The organism is Candidatus Palauibacter sp., assembly GCF_965208055.1.
In the GTDB taxonomy this organism is placed as follows: Bacteria; Gemmatimonadota; Gemmatimonadetes; order Palauibacterales; family Palauibacteraceae; genus Palauibacter.
This window is the reverse complement of sequence record NZ_CBDBNY010000004.1, coordinates 3,968,228-3,988,599: the sequence shown is the minus strand read 5'-3', so window position 1 is coordinate 3,988,599 and position 20,372 is coordinate 3,968,228. Positions and strand designations below refer to the sequence as shown.

The following is a 20,372-nucleotide window of genomic DNA, read 5'->3' as shown; positions in this document are numbered from 1 at the left end:
GCTGCCCGTCGTCATTCGTGGCCGAAGAGCAGCTATAGGAGATGATACCATACTGCTGGCCGCTCTCCTCATCGGCGCGCGCATGCTTGACGGACGCCTCCCGTGCATCGGTCATAGGGTCCGTCTCGGTCTCTACCCTCCACTCCCCTGCTACTTGGCCAGCGAGCGTTCCTGGGAACACCAGCGCAAGCATCGCTGAGAGCATCCGCGCGGCCCTCACCACTCCCGCCTCTGCCAGCCGTTGGACCATCGCGTGCTCCCGCTCTGGCCGTCCGTTCCACCCCCCTGCTCGATCAGTGCCACTCGCAAGTCTCACGAATATCGCCTCGAACCTGAAGACATGTCTGTCCCGCACGTCCCGTGAAATTGCGCCCCCAAAACTCTAGCGCAACGCCACTTCGTCGCCACCGAGAGTGCGGATCCGCGCCACGAGGGCGGGCTCCGGCCCCTCGTCCACTTCGAGCGCCAGGTCCAGCGCATCGAGGGTGGATCGTACTGCGGAGGGGTCCGGGTGTTCGGCCCGGAACGAGATCAGCCGCCCGCCCGCCGGCGTGGCGCGGGCCGGGTGCGGCGTCGCTCCCCAGTCGATGAAGAAAGGTACGAGACCGTCGTGGAGGAAGGCGGTGAAGGCCGTGATCTCCCAGCGCAGTTCGGTGCCGTCCGGCCGCAGCCGGGAGCCGGGCCGCACCGGCCCGAGCGACACGCCCCGGCCCGATGCCCGCGCGACGAGCGCCTCGAGATCCGTTCCCCGGGCCGCCCATGCGACGAGTCTGGGCTCGTCGAGTCCTTCGATCCCGAACGGGAGCGGGGCTTCACGGGGAGGCGCGTCGGGGTCCGGACCGAGGATCTCGAGATAGATGTCGCCCCCGAGCGAGAGGAGGTAGTTCGCGGTGCCGAGGTTCGCATGACGCCCGCCGAACGCGGCTTCGACGCCGAGCCGGTCGGCCACCCACGCGACCCCTTCCTCGAGGTCGGCGGTCCCCAACAGCAGATGGTCGAGATTCGCCGGAACGGCCTGGGCGTCCGGGTCGCTCTGGGCACCCGGTCCGCTCGCCGGCGGTGTCGGCGGAAGCATGGCCAATTCCGTCAGCCTCCCTCGTCTTCGAGTTCGACGCCGAGTCCGTCGGCGATCCGGTTCACGAACGCATAGTAGGCCGTGACCGCGCAGATATCGTGGATCGCGCGATCATCGAAACCGTGCGCCTTCAACCTGTCGACATCCGACTCGTTCACACTGCCGGGCGCGAGCGTCAGTCGCGCGGCGTAGTCGAGCATCGCCCGGTCCTCATCGTCCAGTTCGGCCGTCGCATGGTCCGTCGCGAGGGCGGCGATCAAGCGTTCGTTCTCCTCGCTGGAACGGCCGGCGCCGGCGACTTCGAGCAGACGACGGAGACCCTCTCCGTGATGGACAATTCAGTAGCGGCAGGCGTTGAGCCCCGACACGGCGACCGCGATCATCTCCCGCTGAATCCGGGAAAGGGGACCCGGCCCGTACATGAGTTCGCGGTAGAGATCGTAGTGGAGCCGGATGACGCGACTGTGGACGCCGTGAATGCGGATGATGTTGTCGTCGTCCGCGACGCGGTCCTCCTCGGGGATCCCCGCCGGATCCGGATAGTCGATGAAGGCCACGGTCAGCGCGCGCCGGAGCCGGGTTCGCGATCGGCCGCCAGGATGCGGGCGACTTCCTCCACATCCTTGTCGCCCCGCCCGCTCAAGCAGATCACGACGCGGTTCCCGGCCCAGCGCGCGGCTTCCCGTCGCAGACCCGCCAGCGCGTGGGCGCTCTCGAGCGCGGGGATCAGCCCCTCGAGCCGGCAGAGATCCTGGAAGGCCGAGAGGGCCTCCTCGTCCGTCACCGATTCGTAGCGGACCTGTCCGGTCTCCTTGAGCCACGAGTGCTCCGGCCCGACGCCGGGATAGTCGAGGCCGGCGGAGACGGAATGGGCGGGAATCACCTGGCCGTCTTCGTCCTGGAGCAGGTAGCTGTAGTTGCCGTGGAGAACCCCGGGCTCGCCCGCCGTGAGCGACGCGGAGTGCCGGCCGGTCTCGACGCCGTGCCCCGCCGCCTCCACCCCGACGAGGGCGATGCGCGCCTCCGCCGGAACGTCGCGGTTGCGCTCGATGAACGGCGTGAAGATGCCGATCGCGTTGGAGCCGCCGCCGACGCACGCGAAGACGGCGTCCGGCCGCACGCCGTGCTCGTCGAGTTGCCGGACCGTCTCGTCGCCGATGACGCGCTGAAAGTCCCGAACGAGCGCCGGATAGGGCGCCGGGCCGACGACGGAGCCGATGATGTAGTGCGTCGTGTCCACGTTCGTGACCCAGTCGCGGATCGCCTCGTTCGTCGCGTCCTTGAGCGTCCGGCTCCCGCTCGAGACCGGGATGACCTCGGCTCCGAGCATCTCCATGCGCTCGACGTTGAGCGCCTGCCTGCGCATGTCCTCCTCGCCCATGTAGACGGCGCACTCGAAGTCGAGCGCCGCGCAGGCGGTGGCCGTGGCCACGCCGTGCTGGCCCGCGCCGGTCTCCGCGATGATCCGGGCCTTGTTCATCCGCTTCGCGAGCAGGGCCTGGCCGATCGTGTTGTTGATCTTGTGGGCGCCCGTGTGGTTGAGATCCTCGCGCTTCAGCCAGAGGTCGAGCCCGAGATCCGCCCCCAGGCGCGGCGCCCGGTAGAGCGGCGTGGGCCGTCCCACGTAGTGCGCGAGGCTGGCCTCGAGAGCCTCCCCGAAGGCGGGATCGTCGCGGGCCTCGGCCCAGGCCGCGGTCAGTTCGTCGAGCGCCGGGATCAGCGTCTCGGGCACGAACTGCCCGCCGAAGTCGCCGAACCAGCCGGGAGCCGTGCTGCTCATCGCGCCTCGGCGGGGAGGGAGGCCGGGCGCGGCACGGGGTTCGTCGCCCCCCGCGCGGCCGTCAGGAATTCGAGGATGAGGTCGATCGACTTCTCCCCCGGGGCCCGCTCGACGCCCGAGGAGACATCGACGATATCGGGGCGCGCGTCGCGGATCGCGCGCGCCACGGTAGCCGCCTCCAGCCCGCCCGCGAGCGCGAGCGCACACCCCTCCCGCGCGAGTTCCGACAACCACTCGTACGGGAAGGCGGTCCCGGTACCTCCGGGTCCGCGCGGCGAGAACCCCTCCACGAGGATCGCGTCCGCCGCCTCGCGGTACTCGTCCCACGCGCGGATCAGCGCGTCGCTCGACGTGGGCCGGAGGCCCTTCCACACGCCCAGCCCCTCATCCCCCAGGCGATCGCAGACGTCGGGCGGCTCCGCGCCGGCGAGCTGGGCGACGTGGAGCCCCGCGGCGTCCCGGGTCCGGAGGATCTCCGCCGGGCTCGCGTCCAGGAACACGCCCACGGCCCGCGTGCCGCCCTCGAACGCGGCCACGACCGCGCCGGCCTCCTCGGCCGTGACCTCCCGCACGCGGCCGGCGAACACCACGCCGATGTAGTCCGCGCCCGCTCGTGAAGCCGCGGCGGCGTGCCGCGGATCCCTGAGGCCGCAGATCTTCACCCGAACCTCGTTCACGGCGCGCCCCGGGGCATTGGAGCGCTGCGGGGGCGCTTGGGATGGCCGACGAGCGCCTCCACCCCCGCCGAGGGATCGCCCGCCATCAGCCAGCCGCCGACCAGAACCGCGTCGGCCCCCGCGGAGCCCGCCGCCGCCGCGTCCTCCGCGGACCGGATCCCGCTCTCCGCCACGGCCACGACGTCCGCCGGGAGCTCCGCGATCAGGTTCAGCGAGCGCTCGAGGTCCACCTTGAAGGTCGCGAGATCCCGCGCGTTCACGCCGATGATCCGGGCCCCGGCTTCGAGCGCCCGCTCCATCTCTTCCTCGTCGTGCGCCTCCACGAGTGCCGCGAGGCCGAGGTCGGCCGCGAGTTCGAGCAGTTCCCGCAGCCGGGCGTCGCCGAGCGCGCGCACGATGAGCAGGATCGCATCCGCGCCGGCGGCCCGCGCCTCGTACAACTGGACGGAATCCAGCGTGAAGTCCTTGCGCAGAACGGGGACCCCCACGGCGTCCTTCGCCGACCTGAGATCGTCCAGCGAGCCGCCGAAATGGCGTTCATCCGTGAGGACCGAGATCGCGGCCGCCCCCGCGGAGGCGTACACGCTCGCCACGCCCGCCGCCTGGGCGTACGGGTTGATGTCGCCGGCGGAGGGAGAGCGGCGCTTGAACTCCGCGACGACGGAGACTTCTCCGGGCCGCCGCAGAGACGCCTCGAAACCGCGCGGGGGCGCGGCTTCCTCCGCCTGGCCGCGGATCGCGCTCCGGAACAACTGGAGTCGCGCGACCTCTTCCCGCTTCGCCGCGAGGATCTCTTCAAGAATCGTGTGAGTTGCCATGGGCGCCAAGCTGCGACCGTCGGTATTCCGCCGCAAAACCCCCGGCCGTCGCGACGGTTCGCGCGGAAGCTTGCGTTTCGGTGCGTATTCGGGTAGCTTCGGACAATATTCGGTCCGCGGCAAGGGTCTGCGGCGGGCCGCGCAAACGCGGAAGCACGAGCGGAGGGAGAAACGATGGCGCTAACCAAGCGACAGCGCGAAATGCTGGACTTCCTCGAGGGCTTCATACGGTTCCGCGGGTATTCCCCGAGCTTCGAGGAGATCGCGGAGGAGTTCGGCTACCGCTCGCTCGCGACGGTCCATGAACATCTCGAGAACCTGCAGGCGAAGGGGTATATACGAAAAAACTACAACGAAAGCCGGTCGGTCGAACTGGTGGAGGGAAAACTCCAGGTCGCCGCGGTCGAACTGCGGCTGTACGGCAACGTGGCGGCCGGCCAGCCCATAGAGGTCATCGAGGAGCAGGAGACGGTCTCCGTTCCCGAAGACATGATCTCCGGTTCCCTGAGCGAACACTACGTGCTGCGAGTCCGCGGCGACTCGATGATCGACGAACAGATCCGCGACGGAGACTACGTCATCGTCCAGTCGCGGGAGACGGCGCACAACGGCGAGATGGTGATCGCGCTCGTCGACGGCGAGAACGCCACCATGAAGAAGATCTACCTGGAGCACGGGCAGGTTCGGCTTCAGCCCGCGAATCCGGCGCTCACGCCGTTATACCTGCACCCATCGCAGGTCACGGTCCAGGGCGTGGTGATCGGAGTGATCCGGCGCTACTGAACGCCCGGAACGCGGCATCTCAGCGCAACTGACGGAGGACCGCTCTCGACTCCCCGAGAGTTCCCGTCCCGACGGCCACCCACCTCCCACAACAACCGTCGGGGCGGAGGTTCCCGTCGCCGGCACACACGCCGGCACAACAAGAGTCACGTTTTCGGTTGAAACGATTGCAGGGATTGAAGTTGCGCTTCTGCGGCACCCGAATCGATGGATTGCTCGGCAGCGGCGACGCCGGCGGCCAGGGTGTCCACGGCGCCCGCAACCCAGAAGGCGGCCGCGGCGTTGAGCACGACGGCCGCGCGGCCGGCCCCGGCCTCGCCGCCGCCGATGACGCGCCGGACCCGCTCCGCGTTCTCCTCCGGCTCGGCTCCGGCCAGATCGGCGGGCGCGTATTCCGGCCAGCCGAAGTCGGACGGCGCAACCTCGAATTCGGACAGCGTCCCGTTCTCGACGCGGAAGATCCGCGTCGGGCCGAGCGGACTCAACTCGTCCATGCCGGGCTCGCCGTGGACGACGAGCGCGCGCACGTGGCCGAGTTCGAGGAGGGCGTCCGCGACGAGGCGCTGAACGTCCCGGTGGGCGACGCCGACGATCTGCCGGCGCACGCCCGCCGGGTTCGCGAGCGGTCCGAGCAGGTTCATGATCGTGGTCACGCCGAGTGCCGCGCGCACCGGGCCCACGTGCCGCATGGCCGGGTGGTGGGCCGGCGCGAACATGAACACGAACCCGGTCGCCTCGAACATCCGCTTCGCATCTTCCGGAGGAAGCTCGATGGGGATGCCGAGCATCTCGAGCACGTCGGCGCTGCCACACTTGGAGGTGAACGAACGGTTTCCGTGTTTCGCGATGCGGACGCCGCCGGCCGCGGCGACGATGGCGGCGGCGGTCGAGATGTTGAACGTGGTCAGCGTGCCGCCGCCCGTGCCGCAGGTGTCGATGATGCGATCGTCATCGAGGGCAAGCGGGATCATGGCCTTCCGCAGCGCGCGGACCCCCCCGGCCACCTCGGCCGGCGTTGCGCCGCGCATCCTGAGCGCCGCAAGGAGCGCGGCCATCTCCGCCTGCGTGGCCTCGCCGCTCATGAAGCGGTCGAACGTGGCTTCGGCGGTCGCCGCATCCAGGGTTTCCCCGGAGAGGACGCGCCGGATCGTGTTCGTCACCTCGATGCCTCCTGGTGTGGTGCCGCGGAAATCCCACGGCCATTCGAGCGCCGATGCATCCGCCCCTGCGGCGTTGCTCCTCCTCGCAATAGCTCTGCTATGCGAGATAGCAGAGCTATTCCTCGTCGGAGCGCCTTGCAGTACTCGGCGCCTCGACGCTCTCGGTGGCTCGCGGACTTCTGCGACACCACACTGGTCTCCCCTCGTCGGTTTCCCCTCGCCGCCCGGAAGTCGCTAATCTTCGCGCATGTCGGATTCCACGGCCCCGCCGGCCCGTTTCCGGGCCACGATCGAGTACGATGGGACCTCGTTCCACGGATCCCAACTACAGCCCGGAGTGCGCACCGTCCAGCGCGAGGTGGAGGAAAGGCTCGGAAAACTCTTCGATGGGCCTGTCCGAGTCGACCTCGCCGGCCGCACCGACGCGGGGGTTCACGCGACGGCGCAGGAAATCGCGTTCGGCCCGCCCCCCGCCTGGAGCCCGGAGGCACTGGCCCGGGCGCTGGGGGCCACTCTTCCCGGCGACATCACCGTGCGGAAAGTGAGTCACGCGGCGGCCGATTTCCATCCGCGCTTCAACGCCGAGGGGCGCCGTTATCGATACGTGATCGCGGAGGGCGGCCGGAGGCGGCCGTTCCTGCGCGACCGCGCCTGGATCCCGCAGCGGCCGCTCGACCGCGACGCGCTCGCCCGGCTGGCGGCGGCCATCCCCGGGGAACGGTCGTTCGACCGGTTCGCCCGCGCCGGGCAGCCCCGGCGGGGGACGCGATGCCGCGTCGCGAGCGCCGCCTGGTGCTTCGATCGTCCTCCCTTCCTCTTCTTCGAGATCGTCGCCGACCGCTTCCTCCACCACATGGTGCGCTACCTGGTGGGGACTTCCGTGGAGATCGCCGCGGGGCGCCGACCGTTCGAAGACTTCGAGCAACTGTTGGCGGGAGAGGCCGGGACTCGGGCCGTCTTCCCCGCCCCGCCCGGCGGACTCTACCTGACGGGGGTGCGCTACGGCGGCGAATGGAATTCCGGCCCCGGGATCCCGTGGCTCCCCGCCCGCGGGCATTGAACGTGAACCCTGCGGGGTGGTTCGGCGTACAGTTATCGTATGCGGGGTAGCGGGGTCCATGAGCGAGGGAAGATGAACGAGGAAAATCGGATCAGGAGAATGCTGGTGTCGGCCGCCCGCGTGGTCGTCGCGGCCACGGTCCTGATCTTTGCCGGCCTCGGAGTGGGGGCGCTCGTCACCACACTGGGGAACGGGCCTCCGCAGCCGGAGGAGAGCCGGCCTGCGAACAACCGGTTTGCCCGCACGTCGCTGGCGGACCCCGCGGATCCCGCGAACCGGACCGCTCCCCAGTCGGTGGCCGAGATCTCCGGGGCCCGGCGGACGCCCACGGTGATCGCCGCGGTCCGCGTGCTCCCCTCCGTCGTCAGCCTTCGGACGGAGCGGGCGGTTCAGTCGCAGGACATGTTCGACCGCTTCTTCAACCGGCGCGGCCGTTCCCGGGTCGAGGCCGGCCTCGGTTCCGGGTTCGCCATCGACGACGCGGGCACCATCATCACCAACGCACACGTCGTGAGCGGGGCGGACCGAATCGAGGTCGTGGACCGCGACGGGCAGCGGTTCGAGGCCGAAGTGGTCGGCTTCGACGAACTCACCGACCTCGCCGTCGTAAGGGTTCCTCCCGACCGGGTGCCGGCGGCTCCGCTGGGCACCTCCTCGAATCTTCTCATCGGGGAGCCCGCGGTGGCGCTGGGGAATCCGTCGGGCTACGCCCTCCGCAACACCGAGGCGACCGTCACCTCGGGAGTCGTCAGCGGCGTCGGGCGCGACATCCAGGCGGCGGGCGGCCAGGAGGTGCTCTACGCCGACATGATCCAGACCGACGCGTCGATCAACCCGGGCAACTCGGGCGGCCCGCTCGCAAACGCGGAAGGCGACGTCATCGGCGTGAACAGTTCGATCTTCTCGCGCTCCGGGGGATCGGAGGGGATGGGCTTCGCGATCCCCATCGACCGGGCGCTCGTCGTCGCCTCGGAACTCCTCCAGTTCGGGCGCGTGCGCCGGCCATGGGCGGGACTTCAGGTGCTCACCGACCGGCCCGACCCCGAGTCCGTCTTCGGCCGGCCGCTCGTCGTCGAGGTCCTGGAGGGCACGCCGGCCGACGCGGCCGGACTGCGGGCGGGGGACGAGATCGTGACGCTCAACGGGCGCGTCATCAATCACGATCTCGACTGGCAGGTGGGACTGGTGGACGCCGGAGTGGGATCGACGGTGGACGTGACCTTCCACCGAGGGGGACGTGAACTACAGGCGCGATTCCGGCTGGACGAGGTACCCACGGGGCGGGCCGAGCGGATCGAAGTCCTCGCGGGACTCCGGCTGATCACGGTCACGCCGCAGATCCAGCAGGAACTCAACCTGCGGGTCGACGCCGGCGCGCTCATCGCCTCCGTCGGGGAGGAAGCTCGCGGGACGAGGCTCCGAGAGGGCGACGTCATCCTCAGCATCAACCGCAACGAGGTGCGCTCCGCCGAGGACGCGGGCGAACTCTTCGACTACTACGCGCGGTCCCGCGACAGCTCGGTGCAACTCTACATCGCGCGCGGGACGGAGATCGGATACCTCCAGCCTTTCCGCGTCCGCTGACCCCTCCGGGACTTTTGCGCGGGACGCCGAGAGGCTAGACTGCGACCTTACGGCGACCGAGGTCGCCCCGGGTGGGCCGCTGGATCCGGACTACGCGCCTGATGGCGGAACGTCACTACCCACATCCTCTCATCGACCGCTACGCCTCGAGCGAGATGGCGGCGATCTTCTCCCCTCGCATGCAGGCGCTCGTCTGGCGCGACCTGTGGATTGCGCTCGCCGAGGAGGAACGCGCGCTCGGCGTCGAGATTCCCAACGACGCCATCGTGGCGATGCACGCGGCGCGGGAGCAGATCGACCTCGACCGGATCGCGGTGATCGAGCGCGACCTCCGTCACGATGTGATGGCGCACGTGCATCACTTCGGCGAGGTCGCCCCGGAGGCCCGCAAGTACATCCACCTCGGCGCGACGAGCGCCTTCGTGGGCGACAATCACGGCCTCATCCAGCACCGGCAGGGTCTCGACATCGTGCGCGACCGGCTGCTGGGCACGATCGAGGATCTCGCGGCCTTCGCGCGCGAGCAGGCCGCCGAGCCCACGCTCGGCTACACGCACCTCCAGCCGGCCCAACCCGTGACGATCGGGAAGCGCGCCTGCCTCTGGCTCCAGGATCTCCTCTTCGACCTCGAGCAGATCGAAGCCGTGCGGGCGGAACTCCGCTTCCGGGGAGCCCGGGGAACGACGGGGACGGAGGCGACGTTCCTCGAACTGTTCGACGGGGACGGCGAGAAGGTGGACCGGCTCAACGAGCGGCTCGCGGCGCGCTTCGGCTTCGCCGGCACGTACGATGTGATCGGTCAGACGTACCCGCGGAAGGTCGACCACCGGGCGCTCGCGGCGCTCGCCGGCATCGGCGCCTCGACGGCCCGCTTCGGGCACGACATCCGGATCCTGCAGGCCTTCGGCGAGATCGAGGAGCCGTTCGGGAAGCAGCAGATCGGCTCGTCGGCGATGCCGTACAAGCGCAACCCGATGCGGAGCGAGCGGATCTGCGCGCTGGCGCGGCACCTCTGCACGCTGGAACTCGACGCCTCGTGGACCGCCTCCGTCCAGTGGTTCGAGCGCACGCTCGACGACTCCGCGAACCGCCGCATCTCGCTCCCCGAGGGCTACCTGTCGGCGGACGCGCTCCTCATTCTCGCCCGCAACGTGAGCGCGGGGCTCGTCGTTCACCCGGCCGTCGTGGCGCGCCGGCTGGGTCGGGCCCTCCCCTTCATGGTCACCGAAGAGATCCTCATTGCGGGCGTGCGGGGGGGCGGCGACCGGCAGGACCTGCACGAACGGGTGCGGGGACACGCGCTCGCCGCGCGCGAACGGCTCGACGAGGGCGCGGAGGACAACGACTTTTTCGCGCGCATCGCCGCCGATGACGCCTTCGGGCTCGGCATGGAGGATCTCCGCGCGCTGGCCGACCCGCACCGGCTCGTCGGCCGCTCCGCCCGCCAGGTGGAGCGCTTCCTGACCACAAGGATCGACCCGCTGTTCGAGGCCGCGGACGCGCCGCGGCCCGCCGAGGAGGTCCGCGTATGAGGCGTTCCCGCGGGAACGCGATCGGACCCGCACCAGCGACACTCGAAAGGACGCCATGACCCAGACCACGCTCGGCGGGAACCCGCCGGCCGCACTCCATGAGATCGACTTGCCGCTGCCGCTTCTCCGCAAGGGGAAGGTGCGCTCGATGTACGACCTCGGCGACCGGATCCTGATGGTCGCCAGCGATCGCATCAGCGCCTTCGACTGCGTGATCCCGAACCCGATCCCTCACAAGGGGGCCGTGCTCACCCAGCTCTCCGCGTTCTGGTTCGACCGGACGACGGACATCGTCAGCAACCACCGCGTCGCGAGCGACCCGGCGGCCATCGCCGAGGCGGCGCCTGAACTCGCCGGCACCGCCGCCAGCCTGGGACATCGCGCCATGCTGGTCGAGAAGGCGCGGCCCCTGCCCGTCGAGTGCATCGTGCGGGGCTTCATCTCCGGCTCCGCGTGGAAGGAGTACAGCCGCCACGGGACGCTGGCGGGCGAACCCCTCCCCGAGGGCCTGCGGGAGTCGGAGGCATACCCGGAGCCGATCTTCTCGCCCTCCACGAAGGCCGAGGAAGGGCTTCACGACGAGAACATCACCTTCGCGCAGATGTGCGACATCGTGGGGACGGAACTCGCGACGGAACTGCGCGACATCAGCCTCGCGCTCTACGCCGCCGGCCGGGACACGCTCCGCGAGCGCGGCATCATCCTGGCCGATACGAAGTACGAGTTCGGACGCGGGGTCGACGGGCGGATCATCCTCATCGACGAGGTGATGACCCCCGACTCGTCCCGCTTCTGGCCCGCCGATTCGTACCGGATCGGAGGCGGCCAGCCTTCGCTCGACAAGCAGCCGGTGCGTGACCACCTGCAGGAGATCGTCGGGCGCGGGGAATGGGACAAGACGCCGCCGGCGCCGGCGCTCCCGGAGGAGGTCATCCGCACGACTTCGGAGCGCTATCTCGAGGCCTTCCGCCGCATCGCGGGCCACGAACTCTACGAGGCGTCCTCATGAGCCGGGTCTGGTCCGTGGATGTCCGGGTCACGCCGCGCGAGGGGATCCTCGATCCGGCGGGAGAGACGATCCGCCGGGCGCTCGGAAACCTCGGGTACGAGGGCGTCCACTCCGTGCGCGCCGGGAGGCTGATCCGCCTCGAGGTCGAAGCCGACGGGCCGGAGGCCGCCAGGGCGTCCGCGGAGAAGATGTGCGAACAACTGATCGCGAACCCGATCATCGAACACTACGTCGTGCGCGTGCGGGAGGGGTAAACGGATGAAGGCGGGGATGAAGATAGGCATCGTGCGGTTCCCGGGCTCGAACTGCGACGCGGACGTGTACCGGGCCGTGACGGAGGGGCTGGGAGAGCGCGCCACCTACCTGTGGCACAAGTCCACGGACCTCGAGGGCGTGGATGTCGTCGTGCTGCCGGGCGGGTTCTCCTACGGGGACTACCTGAGGGCGGGAGCGATCGCCCGCTTCAGCCCGATCATGGGCGAAGTGATCGACTTTGCGCGCGCCGGAGGGCTCACGCTCGGGATCTGCAACGGATTCCAGGTGCTGTGCGAGGCGCACCTCCTGCCGGGGGCCCTCGTCCGGAACCGGAACCTGCGCTTCCGCTGCCATGACGTCGGGCTCCGCGTGGAGAACGCCGCGACGCCGTTCACATCGGCCTACGCCGAGGGCGACCTGCTCCACATCCCGATCGCGCACGGCGAAGGCCAGTTCGTCGCGGAAGCCCCGACGCTCGACGAACTCGAGGCGGAGGACCTGGTCGTGTTCCGCTATGTCGACCGGCGCGGGCAGGCGACGGACGCCGCGAACCCGAACGGCTCGGCTCGCAACATCGCGGGAATCATGAACGCGGCGGGGAACGTCCTCGGGCTCATGCCGCACCCGGAGCGACATTCGCTGTCGGTGCTCGGCAGCACGGACGGACTCGGCGTGTTCCAGTCGCTGCTCGCGGCCGTCTCCCGCGGGAGGGGACGCCGAAGCGACCATCCCGACCATCCGGCGGCGGAAGCGGCGGAATTCGCGGCCGGAGCCGTGGCGGGGGCGGGGGTGTCGTCATGACCCGGACCTCGCTCGAACGCGTGGAGGCCCGGCCGGGCGATCCCGTCATCAGCGCCGCGCTCGTCTCGGAGCACGGGCTGAGTCCGGAGGAGTGGGAGCAGATCCTCGGTTTCATGGGGCGGGAACCCACCTTCACGGAACTCGGCGTGTTCAGCGCCATGTGGTCGGAGCACTGCGGGTACAAGAACTCGCGGCCCCTGCTCCGCACACTGCCCACGGAGAGCGCCGCCGTCGTTCAGGGTCCGGGGGAGAACGCCGGCGTCATCGACGTGGGCGGCGGATGGGGCGTCGCGTTCAAGATCGAATCCCACAACCACCCATCGGCCGTCGAACCCTACCAGGGCGCGGCGACAGGGTCGGGCGGGATCCTGCGCGACGTGTTCACGATGGGGGCGCGGCCGATCGCCATCTTCGACAGCCTCCACTTCGGATCGCTCGACTCGCCGCAATCGCGCTACCTCTTCGATGGGGTCGTGCGCGGCGTGGGCGACTACGGGAACTGCGTCGGCGTACCCACGGTGGGAGGCGAGGCGATCTTCGACCCGGCCTACGAGAGAAACCCGCTCATCAACGTGATGTGCATCGGGGTCCTCCCGCTCGAGCGCCTCATCCGGGGGGAGGCGGAAGGCGTGGGCAACCCGGTGATGGCGGTCGGCGCCCGCACGGGGCGGGACGGGATCCACGGCGCGACCTTCGCATCGGAGGAACTCGACGAGGAGGCGGTGGACAGCCGCCCGCAGGTGCAGGTGGGCGACCCGTTCACCGAGAAACTCCTCCTCGAGGCGAGCCTCGAACTCATCGAGCGGGACCTCCTCGTCGGCATCCAGGACATGGGGGCGGCGGGCCTGACCTCGAGCGGGACGGAGATGGCGGCGCGCTCGGGTTCCGGCATCGATATCGACGTGACGTACCTCCCCGTCCGGGAGGAGGGGATGACGCCGTACGAGATGCTGCTCTCGGAGTCGCAGGAGCGGATGCTCCTCGTCGCGAAGCCCGAGCACGAGGAGGCGGTGCGCGAGGTGCTCGAGCGCTGGGACCTGCAGGCGGCGACGATCGGGCAGGTGACGGACGACGGGATGTTCCGGGTGCGCGAAGACGGCGTCGTGCGCGTCGAGATCCCGGTGAAGCCGCTCGTGGACGATTGTCCGACGTACGTGCGCGAGGGCGTCATGAGCCCGGCCGTGGCCGAAGCCCGGTCCGCCGACCTCGCCGCGTACGCTTCCTTCGGTGCGGACCGAGACGTGGACGCGGCGCTGCGGACGCTGCTCGACGCCCCTTCCATCGCCTCGCGGCGCTGGATTTACGAGCAGTACGACACCACGGTGCAGACGAACACGCTCGAGGGACCGGGCTCCGACGCGGCCGTGCTGCGACTGCCCGCGGAGGGGCGCGCGCTCGCGGCCTCCACGGACGGGAACGGGCGGCACACGTGGCTCGACCCGCAAACCGGGGGCCGGGCGGCGGTCGCCGAGGCGGCGCGCAACGTGGCCTGCTCCGGGGCGCGCCCGCTCGCCGTGACGAACTGCCTGAACTTCGGCAGCCCGCTGCGGCCGGAGGTGTACTTCCAGCTCGCCGGGGCCGTCGAGGGGATGGGAGAAGCGTGCCGGGCGCTGCGCACGCCGGTCACCGGCGGCAACGTCTCGCTCTACAACGAGACCGGGGGCCAGCCGGTCTATCCCACGCCGGTCATCGGCATGCTGGGCGTGATCGAGGACCTCGAGCGGCGCGTCCCCTCGGCGTTCCAGCGCGAAGGGGACGAGATCTGGGTCGCGGGCGTCACCCGCGATGAGATCGGAGGGTCCGAGTATCTCGCCGCCTGCCACGGCGTCGTCGCCGGCCTGCCGCCGGCTCTGGACCTGAATGAGGCGGCGGCCCTCGTCGACTTTCTCGTCGAGGGAGCGGCGGACGGGGCGTTCGCGTCGGCGCACGATGGCTCGGACGGCGGGCTGGCGGTCGCGCTTGCGGAGTGCGCGGTGCGGGCGGCGGGCGGGCCGCTCGGCTGCACGGTCGATCTCGACGCGGCGCCCGCCGGGGCGAACGTGTTGGCCGCGGGACGCTGGTTCGGCGAATCGCACTCGCGCGTCGTGCTGACGTGCCGGCCCGGCGAGGGCGAGCGGATCGCCTTGCACGGGCGGCGTCACGGCGTGCCCGTGGCGCGCGTGGGCGCCGTGGACGGGCCGGACAGCCCGTGCCGGCTGACCGGCGCCGGCCACGCGATCGCCCCGCCGGCCGTCGAGCTGGCGCGGATCTACGAAGAGGCGATCCCGCGCCGCATGAGCGAGGAGGCGGGACTCACGTCATGAGGAAACTCCCGACGAATGGCGTCGCGGGCGCGGCGGACGGAGCGTTCGAGCTGGACAAGCCGCGCGAGGAGTGCGGCATCGTGGCGGTCAGCGGCTCGGGCGCCGCCGCCGAACTCGCGTTTCTCTCGATGTACGCGCTGCAGCACCGGGGGCAGGAGTCCGCCGGGATCGTCACGGTCGACGAGTCCGGCAGGTCGAGGGTCCACAAGGGCATGGGCCTCGTGGCGGACGTCTTCGACGACGAGGTGCTCGGCGCCCTCGAGGGGTCGCTCTCCATCGGGCACGTCCGCTATTCGACGGCGGGGGGATCCAGCCTCCGCAACGCGCAGCCGCTCCTCGTGCAGTACGAGGACAAGCCGCTCGCCCTCGCGCACAACGGCAACCTGACGAACGCGCACCAGCTCAAGCGGTCGCTCGCCCGCGACGGCTCGATCTTCCAGACGGACGCGGATTCGGAGGTCGTCGTCCACCTCATCGCCCGCTCCCGGCACCGCGACCTGGACGGCAAGATCGACGACGCCCTCTCGCAGCTGGTCGGCGCCTTCTCCCTCCTCCTCTGCATCGGCGACACGGTGTACGCGACACGCGATGCGCGAGGCTTCCGGCCCATGGTGATGGGCAGGCGGGGCGAAGCCGTCGTCTTCGCATCCGAGACGTGCGCCCTCGACATCATCGGGGCCGCCTACGTGCGCGATGTGGAACCGGGCGAAGTGCTGAAGGTCCGCGACGGCCACGTGGAATCGCTCCGGCCGCTGCCTCCCGCCGAGCCCAGCGCCTGCCTGTTCGAACTCGTGTACTTCGCGCGTCCCGATTCGCGCGTGTGGGGGTGCAGCGTGGACGAGGCGCGGCGGGCGTTCGGCCGCCAGCTCGCCCGCGAGCACCCGGCCGACGCCGATTGCGTGTTCGCGGTGCCGGACTCGTCGAACTCGGCGGCGCTCGGGTACTCGGAGGTCAGCGGCCTCCCGTTCGAGCTCGCGCTCATCCGCAACCACTACGTGGGCCGGACCTTCATCCATCCGACGCAGACGGGGCGCGATTTCAAGGTGCGGGTGAAGTACAACCCCGTGCGCGAACTCGTCGACGACAAGCGCATCGTCGTCGTGGACGATTCGCTCGTCCGCGGTACGACGAGCAGCGGCCTCGTCCGGCTCCTGCGGGACTCGGGGGCGCGGGAGGTGCATTTCCGGGTCGCTTCCCCGCCGGTGCGTTCCCCCTGCTACTACGGCATCGACATGCCCACGAAAGAGGAACTCATCGGCTCCAGCCATACGGTCGAGGAGATCCGGCAGCATCTGAAGGTCGATTCGCTCGGCTATCTCAGCATGGAGGGCATGCGCGACGCGGTTGCGGATCACGGTCCGTTCTGCGACGCCTGCTGGACCGGCAACTACGCCGCGCCCCTCGTGGACATGGACCGGTTGAAGACGTTGCAGACGGTCTGATGCCGCGTCACTCCGCCACCCGTTGCCGGTCGGCTCTCCCCGCTTACCTCCCCGCTCTGCTCTGCGCCGTCATCACGGCGTCGGCGGCGTGCGCTCCCGCGGACCCGGAGGCCTGCGCGCTGATCTTCTCCACGAACGACACGCACGGGCGGCTGCTGCCGGCGGCACAGAGCTGGTCGAACGGACGCCCGGTCGGCGGATCCGCCGCGCTCGCGGCCTACGTGGCGCGGGAGCGCTCCGCGACGCCCGAGTGCCCCCTCTTCGTCGTCTCCGGCGGCGACATCATGCAGGGCACGCCGATCTCGAACTTCACGGACGGGCGCTCGACGATCGAAGCGATGAACGGGATCGGCTACGACGCCGCCGCGATCGGGAACCACGAGTTCGACTGGGGCGTCGAGATCCTCGTGGAGCGCGTGGCCGATGCGGACTTCGCCATGCTCGGCGCGAACATCTATCTCAAGGACACCGGCCGGCACCCGGAGTGGGTCCGGCCGTGGACGATCATCGAGAGGGACGGCGTCCGGGTCGGCTTCATCGGCATGACGACGCCGTCCACGCCGGTCGTCGCCCGGCCCTCGCTCGTGGCGGACTTCGACTTCCGGCCGATTTCCGACGCGCTCGACCGCTACATCCCGGAGGTGCGGGCGGCCGGCGCGGACTTCGTCGTCGCGGTCATGCACGAAGGCGCCTTCTGCAACGTCGGTGCGGCGGGGGATGCGGCGGACCCCGCGTGCCGGGGCCCGGCCATGGACGCGCTGGCCGCGGCGACGGAACGCTTCGATTACGCGGTCACGGGACATACGCACTCGCGCGTGGAGACCGAGATTCGGGGCGTTCCCGTCATCCAGTCGTACTCGAACACGACGGCGTACGGACTCGGACGCATCGACCGGAGCGCGGAAGGGGCCGTAAGCGCGCACCGCCTCGGCATTCGACAGGTGTGGGCAGACGAGGTCGCGCCGGATCCGGACGTCGAGCGGCTCGTCGCCTCCTACAGCGTGGACATCGCGGCCCTCGTCGACCGCGTCATCGTGGAGCTCCCCGAGGCGCTTCCCGCCCCGCGAGACGGCGACTTCCCGCTCGGCCGCATCGTGGCCGACGCGCAGCGGCACGCGAGCGCGGCCGATGTCGCTCTCATGAACAACGGCGGCATCCGCCGGTCCCTGCCCGCCGGGCCGGTCACCTTCGCCGACCTCTTCGAACTTCAACCCTTCAACAACATGCTGGTCCGCCACACGATGACCGGCGCGCAGCTCTTGCGGACGCTCGAATACTCCGTGCGCGACGGGGAGGTGGACCTGCACGCGAGCGGCATCGTCGTCCGCTACGACCCGGCCGCGCCCGATGGCGAGCGGATTCTCGACGTGACGCTCGATGACGGCTCGCCGCTCAGGCCCGAGGACCGCTATCTGATCACGGCCAACGACTTCATCGCGACCGGGGGCGGCGGCTACGCCACATTCGCCGAAGCCGAAGTCATCGACCCCACGGAAGTCGCCGACCTGGAGGCGCTCGTCGCCTATCTGGAGGCACAGCCGCAACCCTTCCCCATCCCACGCGCCCCCCGCTGGATCGAGTCTCGCACGAAACCCGACGCCGGTCGCTCTCCGTAGGGCCCACGCGTAGGGCCGTCCCCGCCCCGCGGCCGACGGGGCGGACGGCCGACCTGTTTCAATCCCGGCGGAGGAGTGCGGGTTCGCATGAAGCGAGGCACGAAGATACTGGCCTGCACGGTGGTGATCGGCGGGCTCGGAGCGACGGCGTTCGCGGTATCGAGCGCCGGGGGCAGCGAAGATGGCGAGACCGGCACCGTGGCCGTGGAGCGCGGCGAGATCGTGGACCGGGCGCTCGCCGTGGGACGCATCGAGCCGCTGGTCGAAGTGAGCGTGAAGTCGCAGCTCGCGGGCGTCGTACGCCGGATGTTCAAGGAGCCCGGCGAGTACGTCCGGCGCGGCCAGCCCCTCGTCGAGGTCCAGCCCAACCCCACCCCGATCGAACTCGTCGAGGCCCGGCGCAACGTGGAACTCCGGGACATCGAACTCCAGCAACTCGTGAGACAGCGCGACCGGCTCTCCGCGCTGCGCGGCCGCGGCTTCGTGTCCGAGGAGGAGTACGAGACCGTGGCCCGGCAGTTCGACGAGGCTTCGCTCCAGGTCCAGATGGCGACGGAACGGCTGGCCCTCCTCTCCGAGGGCCGCGTGACCATCGGCGACGAAGCCGTCGAGACGGTCATCACCTCCCCGATCCAGGGCTTCATCCTCGAGAAGATGGTCGAGATCGGCGATCCCGTCGTCCCGCTGACGACGTTCCAGGAAGGGACCGCCCTCATGACGATGGCGGAGATGGACGAACTGCTCTTCCGCGGCACGGTGGATGAGATCGACGTGGGGCGGCTGGCCGAGGGCATGCCGGTGGAGATCACGATCGGCGCGCTCCCGGACGCGCGCATCGAGGGCCGGCTGACGAAGATCTCGCTCAAGGGCCGCGACGAAGAGAACGCGACGCTCTTCCCGGTCGAGATCGCGGTGGTTCCGGTGGACGGCGCGGCGCTGCGGGCGGGCTATTCCGCCAACGCGCACGTGATCATCGAGCGCCGTTCGGACGTGCTGGTCATCCCCGAGCGCCTGGTCCGGTTCGAAGACGAGCGCACGCTCGTCACGGTTCGGCTGGGACCCGAGGAGACGGAGGAACGCGAGATCCGCACCGGACTGAGCGACGGCATCAGCGTCGAGGTGCTGGACGGGCTGGCGGAGGGCGAGCGCGTGCTGGAGCCCCCGCGACGCGAGATCACGTAGCCGCCGAATGACGGCGGGCGAGGCCGGCGACCGGTGAGATTGCTCGACGCTGCGCGCCAGTTGTGGGCCGATCTGTCGGCCCAGCGCGTCCGGACCACGCTCACGGTGCTCGGCATCACCTGGGGCACCGTGGCGGTCGTCGTGCTGCTCGCCTTCTCCGTGGGGCTCGAGCGGCAGACGATCAAGCGGTTTCACGGGCTGGGCGACCGGATCGTCATCCTCTTCGGCGGACGCACGACGATGCCTCACGCCGGGTTCCGGGAGGGGCGGTCGATCCGGCTGCGGGAGGCGGACGCGGAGATTCTCGCCCGGCGGATCCCCGACATCACGATGATCAGCCCGGAGTACTCGACGCGGGCGGCGCCCGTCCGCTACGGCCGCAACGGAGTGAACCCGAACATCACCGGCATCTACCCCATCTACGGCGAGATGCGGAACATCTTCCCGCTCCCGGGCGGCCGCTTCATCAACGAGCGGGACCAGCGGGAGCGGCGACGCGTCGTGTTTCTCGGCGACGAAGTCGCCCGCGTCCTGTTCGGGGACGCGGACCCCGTCGGCGAGCAGGTCCGAATCGGCGATTCGCCCTTCACCGTGATCGGCGTGCTCCAGCCCAAGATCCAGAACTCGTCGTACAACTCGCGGGACGAAGACCGCGTGTTCATCCCGGCCGGCACGCACGCGGCCCTGTTCGGCTCGCGCTTCGTCTCCAACCTCGTCTACCGGACCGCGGACGCGGCGCGGACGGAGGCCGTGGAGGCGCGGGTCTACGAGGTCCTTGGAGTGAAATACCGCTTCAACCCCGGGGATGACGACGCGCTGGGCGTGTGGGACACGGCCGAGTGGGAACGGATGTTCGGGTTCCTCTTCCTCGGGTTCAAGATCTTCTTCGCGATCGTCGGCAGCTTCACGCTCAGCGTGGGCGGGATCGGGGTCGCGAACATCATGTACATCGTGGTGCGCGAGCGGACTGACGAGATCGGGATCAAGCGCTCGCTCGGCGCCACCCGGCGCTCCATCATGTGGCAGTTCCTCACCGAGAGCATGCTCATCGTGGTCGCGGGCGCGGCGCTCGGCGTCGTCGTCTCCCTCGGAATCGTGAAACTCATGTCGCTGGTCCCGATGCAGGAGTTCGTCGGGACGCCGACGATCTCGCTGCAGGTGGCCGCGGTGACCATGGCGCTGCTCGCGTTCATCGCGATGCTGGCCGGGTTCTTCCCCGCCCGCCGCGCCGCGGCGCTCGACCCCGTCGAATGTCTGCGCGACTAGCCGGGTTCGCCGACGGGCGGTCGGCGGCC

General features: G+C 70.1%; 19 protein-coding genes. 12 read left to right on the top strand and 7 right to left on the bottom strand.

Going from position 1 to position 20,372, the window contains the following annotated elements; all coding sequences use genetic code 11:
• Nucleotides 1-382 precede the first annotated feature (382 nt).
• The 6 genes from ACOGXI_RS17555 to trpC all read right to left on the bottom strand — a co-directional run bounded on the left by ACOGXI_RS17555 (nucleotide 383) and on the right by trpC (nucleotide 4,350).
• Entirely contained in the window at nucleotides 383-1,075 is a 693-nt protein-coding gene (locus ACOGXI_RS17555) for a VOC family protein (protein ID WP_419940099.1), read from the bottom strand.
• Between the two features lie 11 nt (nucleotides 1,076-1,086).
• On the bottom strand, nucleotides 1,087-1,335 hold the full coding sequence (locus ACOGXI_RS17550) for a carboxymuconolactone decarboxylase family protein (RefSeq protein ID WP_419940098.1): 249 nt from the start codon (nucleotides 1,333-1,335) through the stop codon (nucleotides 1,087-1,089).
• Nucleotides 1,336-1,413: 78 nt separating this feature from the next.
• On the bottom strand, nucleotides 1,414-1,632 hold the full coding sequence (locus ACOGXI_RS17545; RefSeq protein ID WP_419940097.1) for a hypothetical protein: 219 nt from the start codon (nucleotides 1,630-1,632) through the stop codon (nucleotides 1,414-1,416).
• Between the two features lie 2 nt (nucleotides 1,633-1,634).
• Nucleotides 1,635-2,855, bottom strand: coding sequence for a tryptophan synthase subunit beta (gene trpB, locus ACOGXI_RS17540; protein WP_419940096.1), 1,221 nt, complete (start codon nucleotides 2,853-2,855; stop codon nucleotides 1,635-1,637).
• The gene (locus ACOGXI_RS17535) at nucleotides 2,852-3,517 is read right to left on the bottom strand and encodes a phosphoribosylanthranilate isomerase (protein WP_419940095.1); all 666 of its coding nucleotides are present in this window, start codon (nucleotides 3,515-3,517) and stop codon (nucleotides 2,852-2,854) included. Before ACOGXI_RS17535 ends, trpB begins: the two co-directional genes overlap by 4 nt.
• Nucleotides 3,518-3,528: 11 nt before the next feature.
• Nucleotides 3,529-4,350, bottom strand: a complete 822-nt coding sequence (trpC, locus tag ACOGXI_RS17530; RefSeq protein ID WP_419940094.1) for an indole-3-glycerol phosphate synthase TrpC — start codon at nucleotides 4,348-4,350, stop codon at nucleotides 3,529-3,531.
• A 174-nt stretch (nucleotides 4,351-4,524) separates the two neighbouring features.
• Between trpC and lexA the strand changes: the two genes are divergently transcribed.
• Nucleotides 4,525-5,133: a transcriptional repressor LexA gene (lexA, locus tag ACOGXI_RS17525; RefSeq protein WP_419940093.1), complete on the top strand. Its 609-nt coding sequence runs from the start codon at nucleotides 4,525-4,527 to the stop codon at nucleotides 5,131-5,133.
• Between the two features lie 146 nt (nucleotides 5,134-5,279).
• On the opposite strand, the gene trpD is transcribed toward lexA, so the two are convergent.
• A complete protein-coding gene (gene trpD / locus ACOGXI_RS17520) occupies nucleotides 5,280-6,293 on the bottom strand; it encodes an anthranilate phosphoribosyltransferase (RefSeq protein ID WP_419940092.1) in 1,014 nt (337 codons plus the stop codon).
• A 247-nt stretch (nucleotides 6,294-6,540) separates the two neighbouring features.
• On the opposite strand from trpD, the gene truA reads away from it, so the two are divergent.
• From truA to ACOGXI_RS17465, 11 genes are all read left to right on the top strand, one after another.
• Complete coding sequence (truA, locus tag ACOGXI_RS17515; protein WP_419940091.1) at nucleotides 6,541-7,353, top strand: tRNA pseudouridine(38-40) synthase TruA; 813 nt, start codon at nucleotides 6,541-6,543, stop codon at nucleotides 7,351-7,353.
• Nucleotides 7,354-7,425: 72 nt separating this feature from the next.
• The gene (locus ACOGXI_RS17510) at nucleotides 7,426-8,937 is read left to right on the top strand and encodes a trypsin-like peptidase domain-containing protein (protein WP_419940090.1); all 1,512 of its coding nucleotides are present in this window, start codon (nucleotides 7,426-7,428) and stop codon (nucleotides 8,935-8,937) included.
• 101 nt (nucleotides 8,938-9,038) lie between these two features.
• The gene (purB, locus tag ACOGXI_RS17505; RefSeq protein ID WP_419940089.1) at nucleotides 9,039-10,469 is read left to right on the top strand and encodes an adenylosuccinate lyase; all 1,431 of its coding nucleotides are present in this window, start codon (nucleotides 9,039-9,041) and stop codon (nucleotides 10,467-10,469) included.
• Between the two features lie 55 nt (nucleotides 10,470-10,524).
• Nucleotides 10,525-11,478 carry a phosphoribosylaminoimidazolesuccinocarboxamide synthase gene (locus tag ACOGXI_RS17500; protein ID WP_419940088.1) on the top strand — a complete coding sequence of 318 codons (954 nt, stop codon included), beginning with the start codon at nucleotides 10,525-10,527 and terminating at the stop codon, nucleotides 11,476-11,478.
• Nucleotides 11,475-11,732: a phosphoribosylformylglycinamidine synthase subunit PurS gene (gene purS, locus ACOGXI_RS17495; RefSeq protein ID WP_419940087.1), complete on the top strand. Its 258-nt coding sequence runs from the start codon at nucleotides 11,475-11,477 to the stop codon at nucleotides 11,730-11,732. Before ACOGXI_RS17500 ends, purS begins: the two co-directional genes overlap by 4 nt.
• A gap of 16 nt (nucleotides 11,733-11,748) precedes the next feature.
• Nucleotides 11,749-12,534: a phosphoribosylformylglycinamidine synthase subunit PurQ gene (purQ, locus tag ACOGXI_RS17490; RefSeq protein WP_419940086.1), complete on the top strand. Its 786-nt coding sequence runs from the start codon at nucleotides 11,749-11,751 to the stop codon at nucleotides 12,532-12,534.
• Nucleotides 12,531-14,837, top strand: coding sequence for a phosphoribosylformylglycinamidine synthase subunit PurL (gene purL / locus ACOGXI_RS17485; protein WP_419940085.1), 2,307 nt, complete (start codon nucleotides 12,531-12,533; stop codon nucleotides 14,835-14,837). The genes purQ and purL overlap by 4 nt, the downstream gene beginning before the upstream one ends.
• On the top strand, nucleotides 14,834-16,279 hold the full coding sequence (purF, locus tag ACOGXI_RS17480) for an amidophosphoribosyltransferase (protein ID WP_419940084.1): 1,446 nt from the start codon (nucleotides 14,834-14,836) through the stop codon (nucleotides 16,277-16,279). The genes purL and purF overlap by 4 nt, the downstream gene beginning before the upstream one ends.
• A complete protein-coding gene (locus ACOGXI_RS17475; RefSeq protein ID WP_419940083.1) occupies nucleotides 16,279-17,895 on the top strand; it encodes a bifunctional metallophosphatase/5'-nucleotidase in 1,617 nt (538 codons plus the stop codon). Before purF ends, ACOGXI_RS17475 begins: the two co-directional genes overlap by 1 nt.
• Nucleotides 17,896-17,982: 87 nt before the next feature.
• A complete protein-coding gene (locus tag ACOGXI_RS17470; protein WP_419940082.1) occupies nucleotides 17,983-19,077 on the top strand; it encodes an efflux RND transporter periplasmic adaptor subunit in 1,095 nt (364 codons plus the stop codon).
• A gap of 33 nt (nucleotides 19,078-19,110) precedes the next feature.
• The gene (locus tag ACOGXI_RS17465) at nucleotides 19,111-20,343 is read left to right on the top strand and encodes an ABC transporter permease (protein WP_419940081.1); all 1,233 of its coding nucleotides are present in this window, start codon (nucleotides 19,111-19,113) and stop codon (nucleotides 20,341-20,343) included.
• Nucleotides 20,344-20,372: the final 29 nt, after the last annotated feature.

Bases quoted from the DNA above. Each gene is read 5' to 3' on its own strand.
- truA (WP_419940091.1), top strand. From the start codon at position 6,541: ATGTCGGATTCCACGGCCCCGCCGGCCCGTTTCCGGGCCACGATCGAG.
- lexA (WP_419940093.1), top strand. From the start codon at position 4,525: ATGGCGCTAACCAAGCGACAGCGCGAAATGCTGGACTTCCTCGAGGGC.
- ACOGXI_RS17470 (WP_419940082.1), top strand. From the start codon at position 17,983: ATGAAGCGAGGCACGAAGATACTGGCCTGCACGGTGGTGATCGGCGGG.
- ACOGXI_RS17510 (WP_419940090.1), top strand. From the start codon at position 7,426: ATGAACGAGGAAAATCGGATCAGGAGAATGCTGGTGTCGGCCGCCCGC.
- trpB (WP_419940096.1), bottom strand. From the start codon at position 2,855: ATGAGCAGCACGGCTCCCGGCTGGTTCGGCGACTTCGGCGGGCAGTTC.
- ACOGXI_RS17555 (WP_419940099.1), bottom strand. From the start codon at position 1,075: ATGCTTCCGCCGACACCGCCGGCGAGCGGACCGGGTGCCCAGAGCGAC.
- purF (WP_419940084.1), top strand. From the start codon at position 14,834: ATGAGGAAACTCCCGACGAATGGCGTCGCGGGCGCGGCGGACGGAGCG.
- purL (WP_419940085.1), top strand. From the start codon at position 12,531: ATGACCCGGACCTCGCTCGAACGCGTGGAGGCCCGGCCGGGCGATCCC.
- ACOGXI_RS17500 (WP_419940088.1), top strand. From the start codon at position 10,525: ATGACCCAGACCACGCTCGGCGGGAACCCGCCGGCCGCACTCCATGAG.
- purB (WP_419940089.1), top strand. From the start codon at position 9,039: ATGGCGGAACGTCACTACCCACATCCTCTCATCGACCGCTACGCCTCG.
- trpC (WP_419940094.1), bottom strand. From the start codon at position 4,350: ATGGCAACTCACACGATTCTTGAAGAGATCCTCGCGGCGAAGCGGGAA.
- ACOGXI_RS17475 (WP_419940083.1), top strand. From the start codon at position 16,279: ATGCCGCGTCACTCCGCCACCCGTTGCCGGTCGGCTCTCCCCGCTTAC.
- purS (WP_419940087.1), top strand. From the start codon at position 11,475: ATGAGCCGGGTCTGGTCCGTGGATGTCCGGGTCACGCCGCGCGAGGGG.
- purQ (WP_419940086.1), top strand. From the start codon at position 11,749: ATGAAGATAGGCATCGTGCGGTTCCCGGGCTCGAACTGCGACGCGGAC.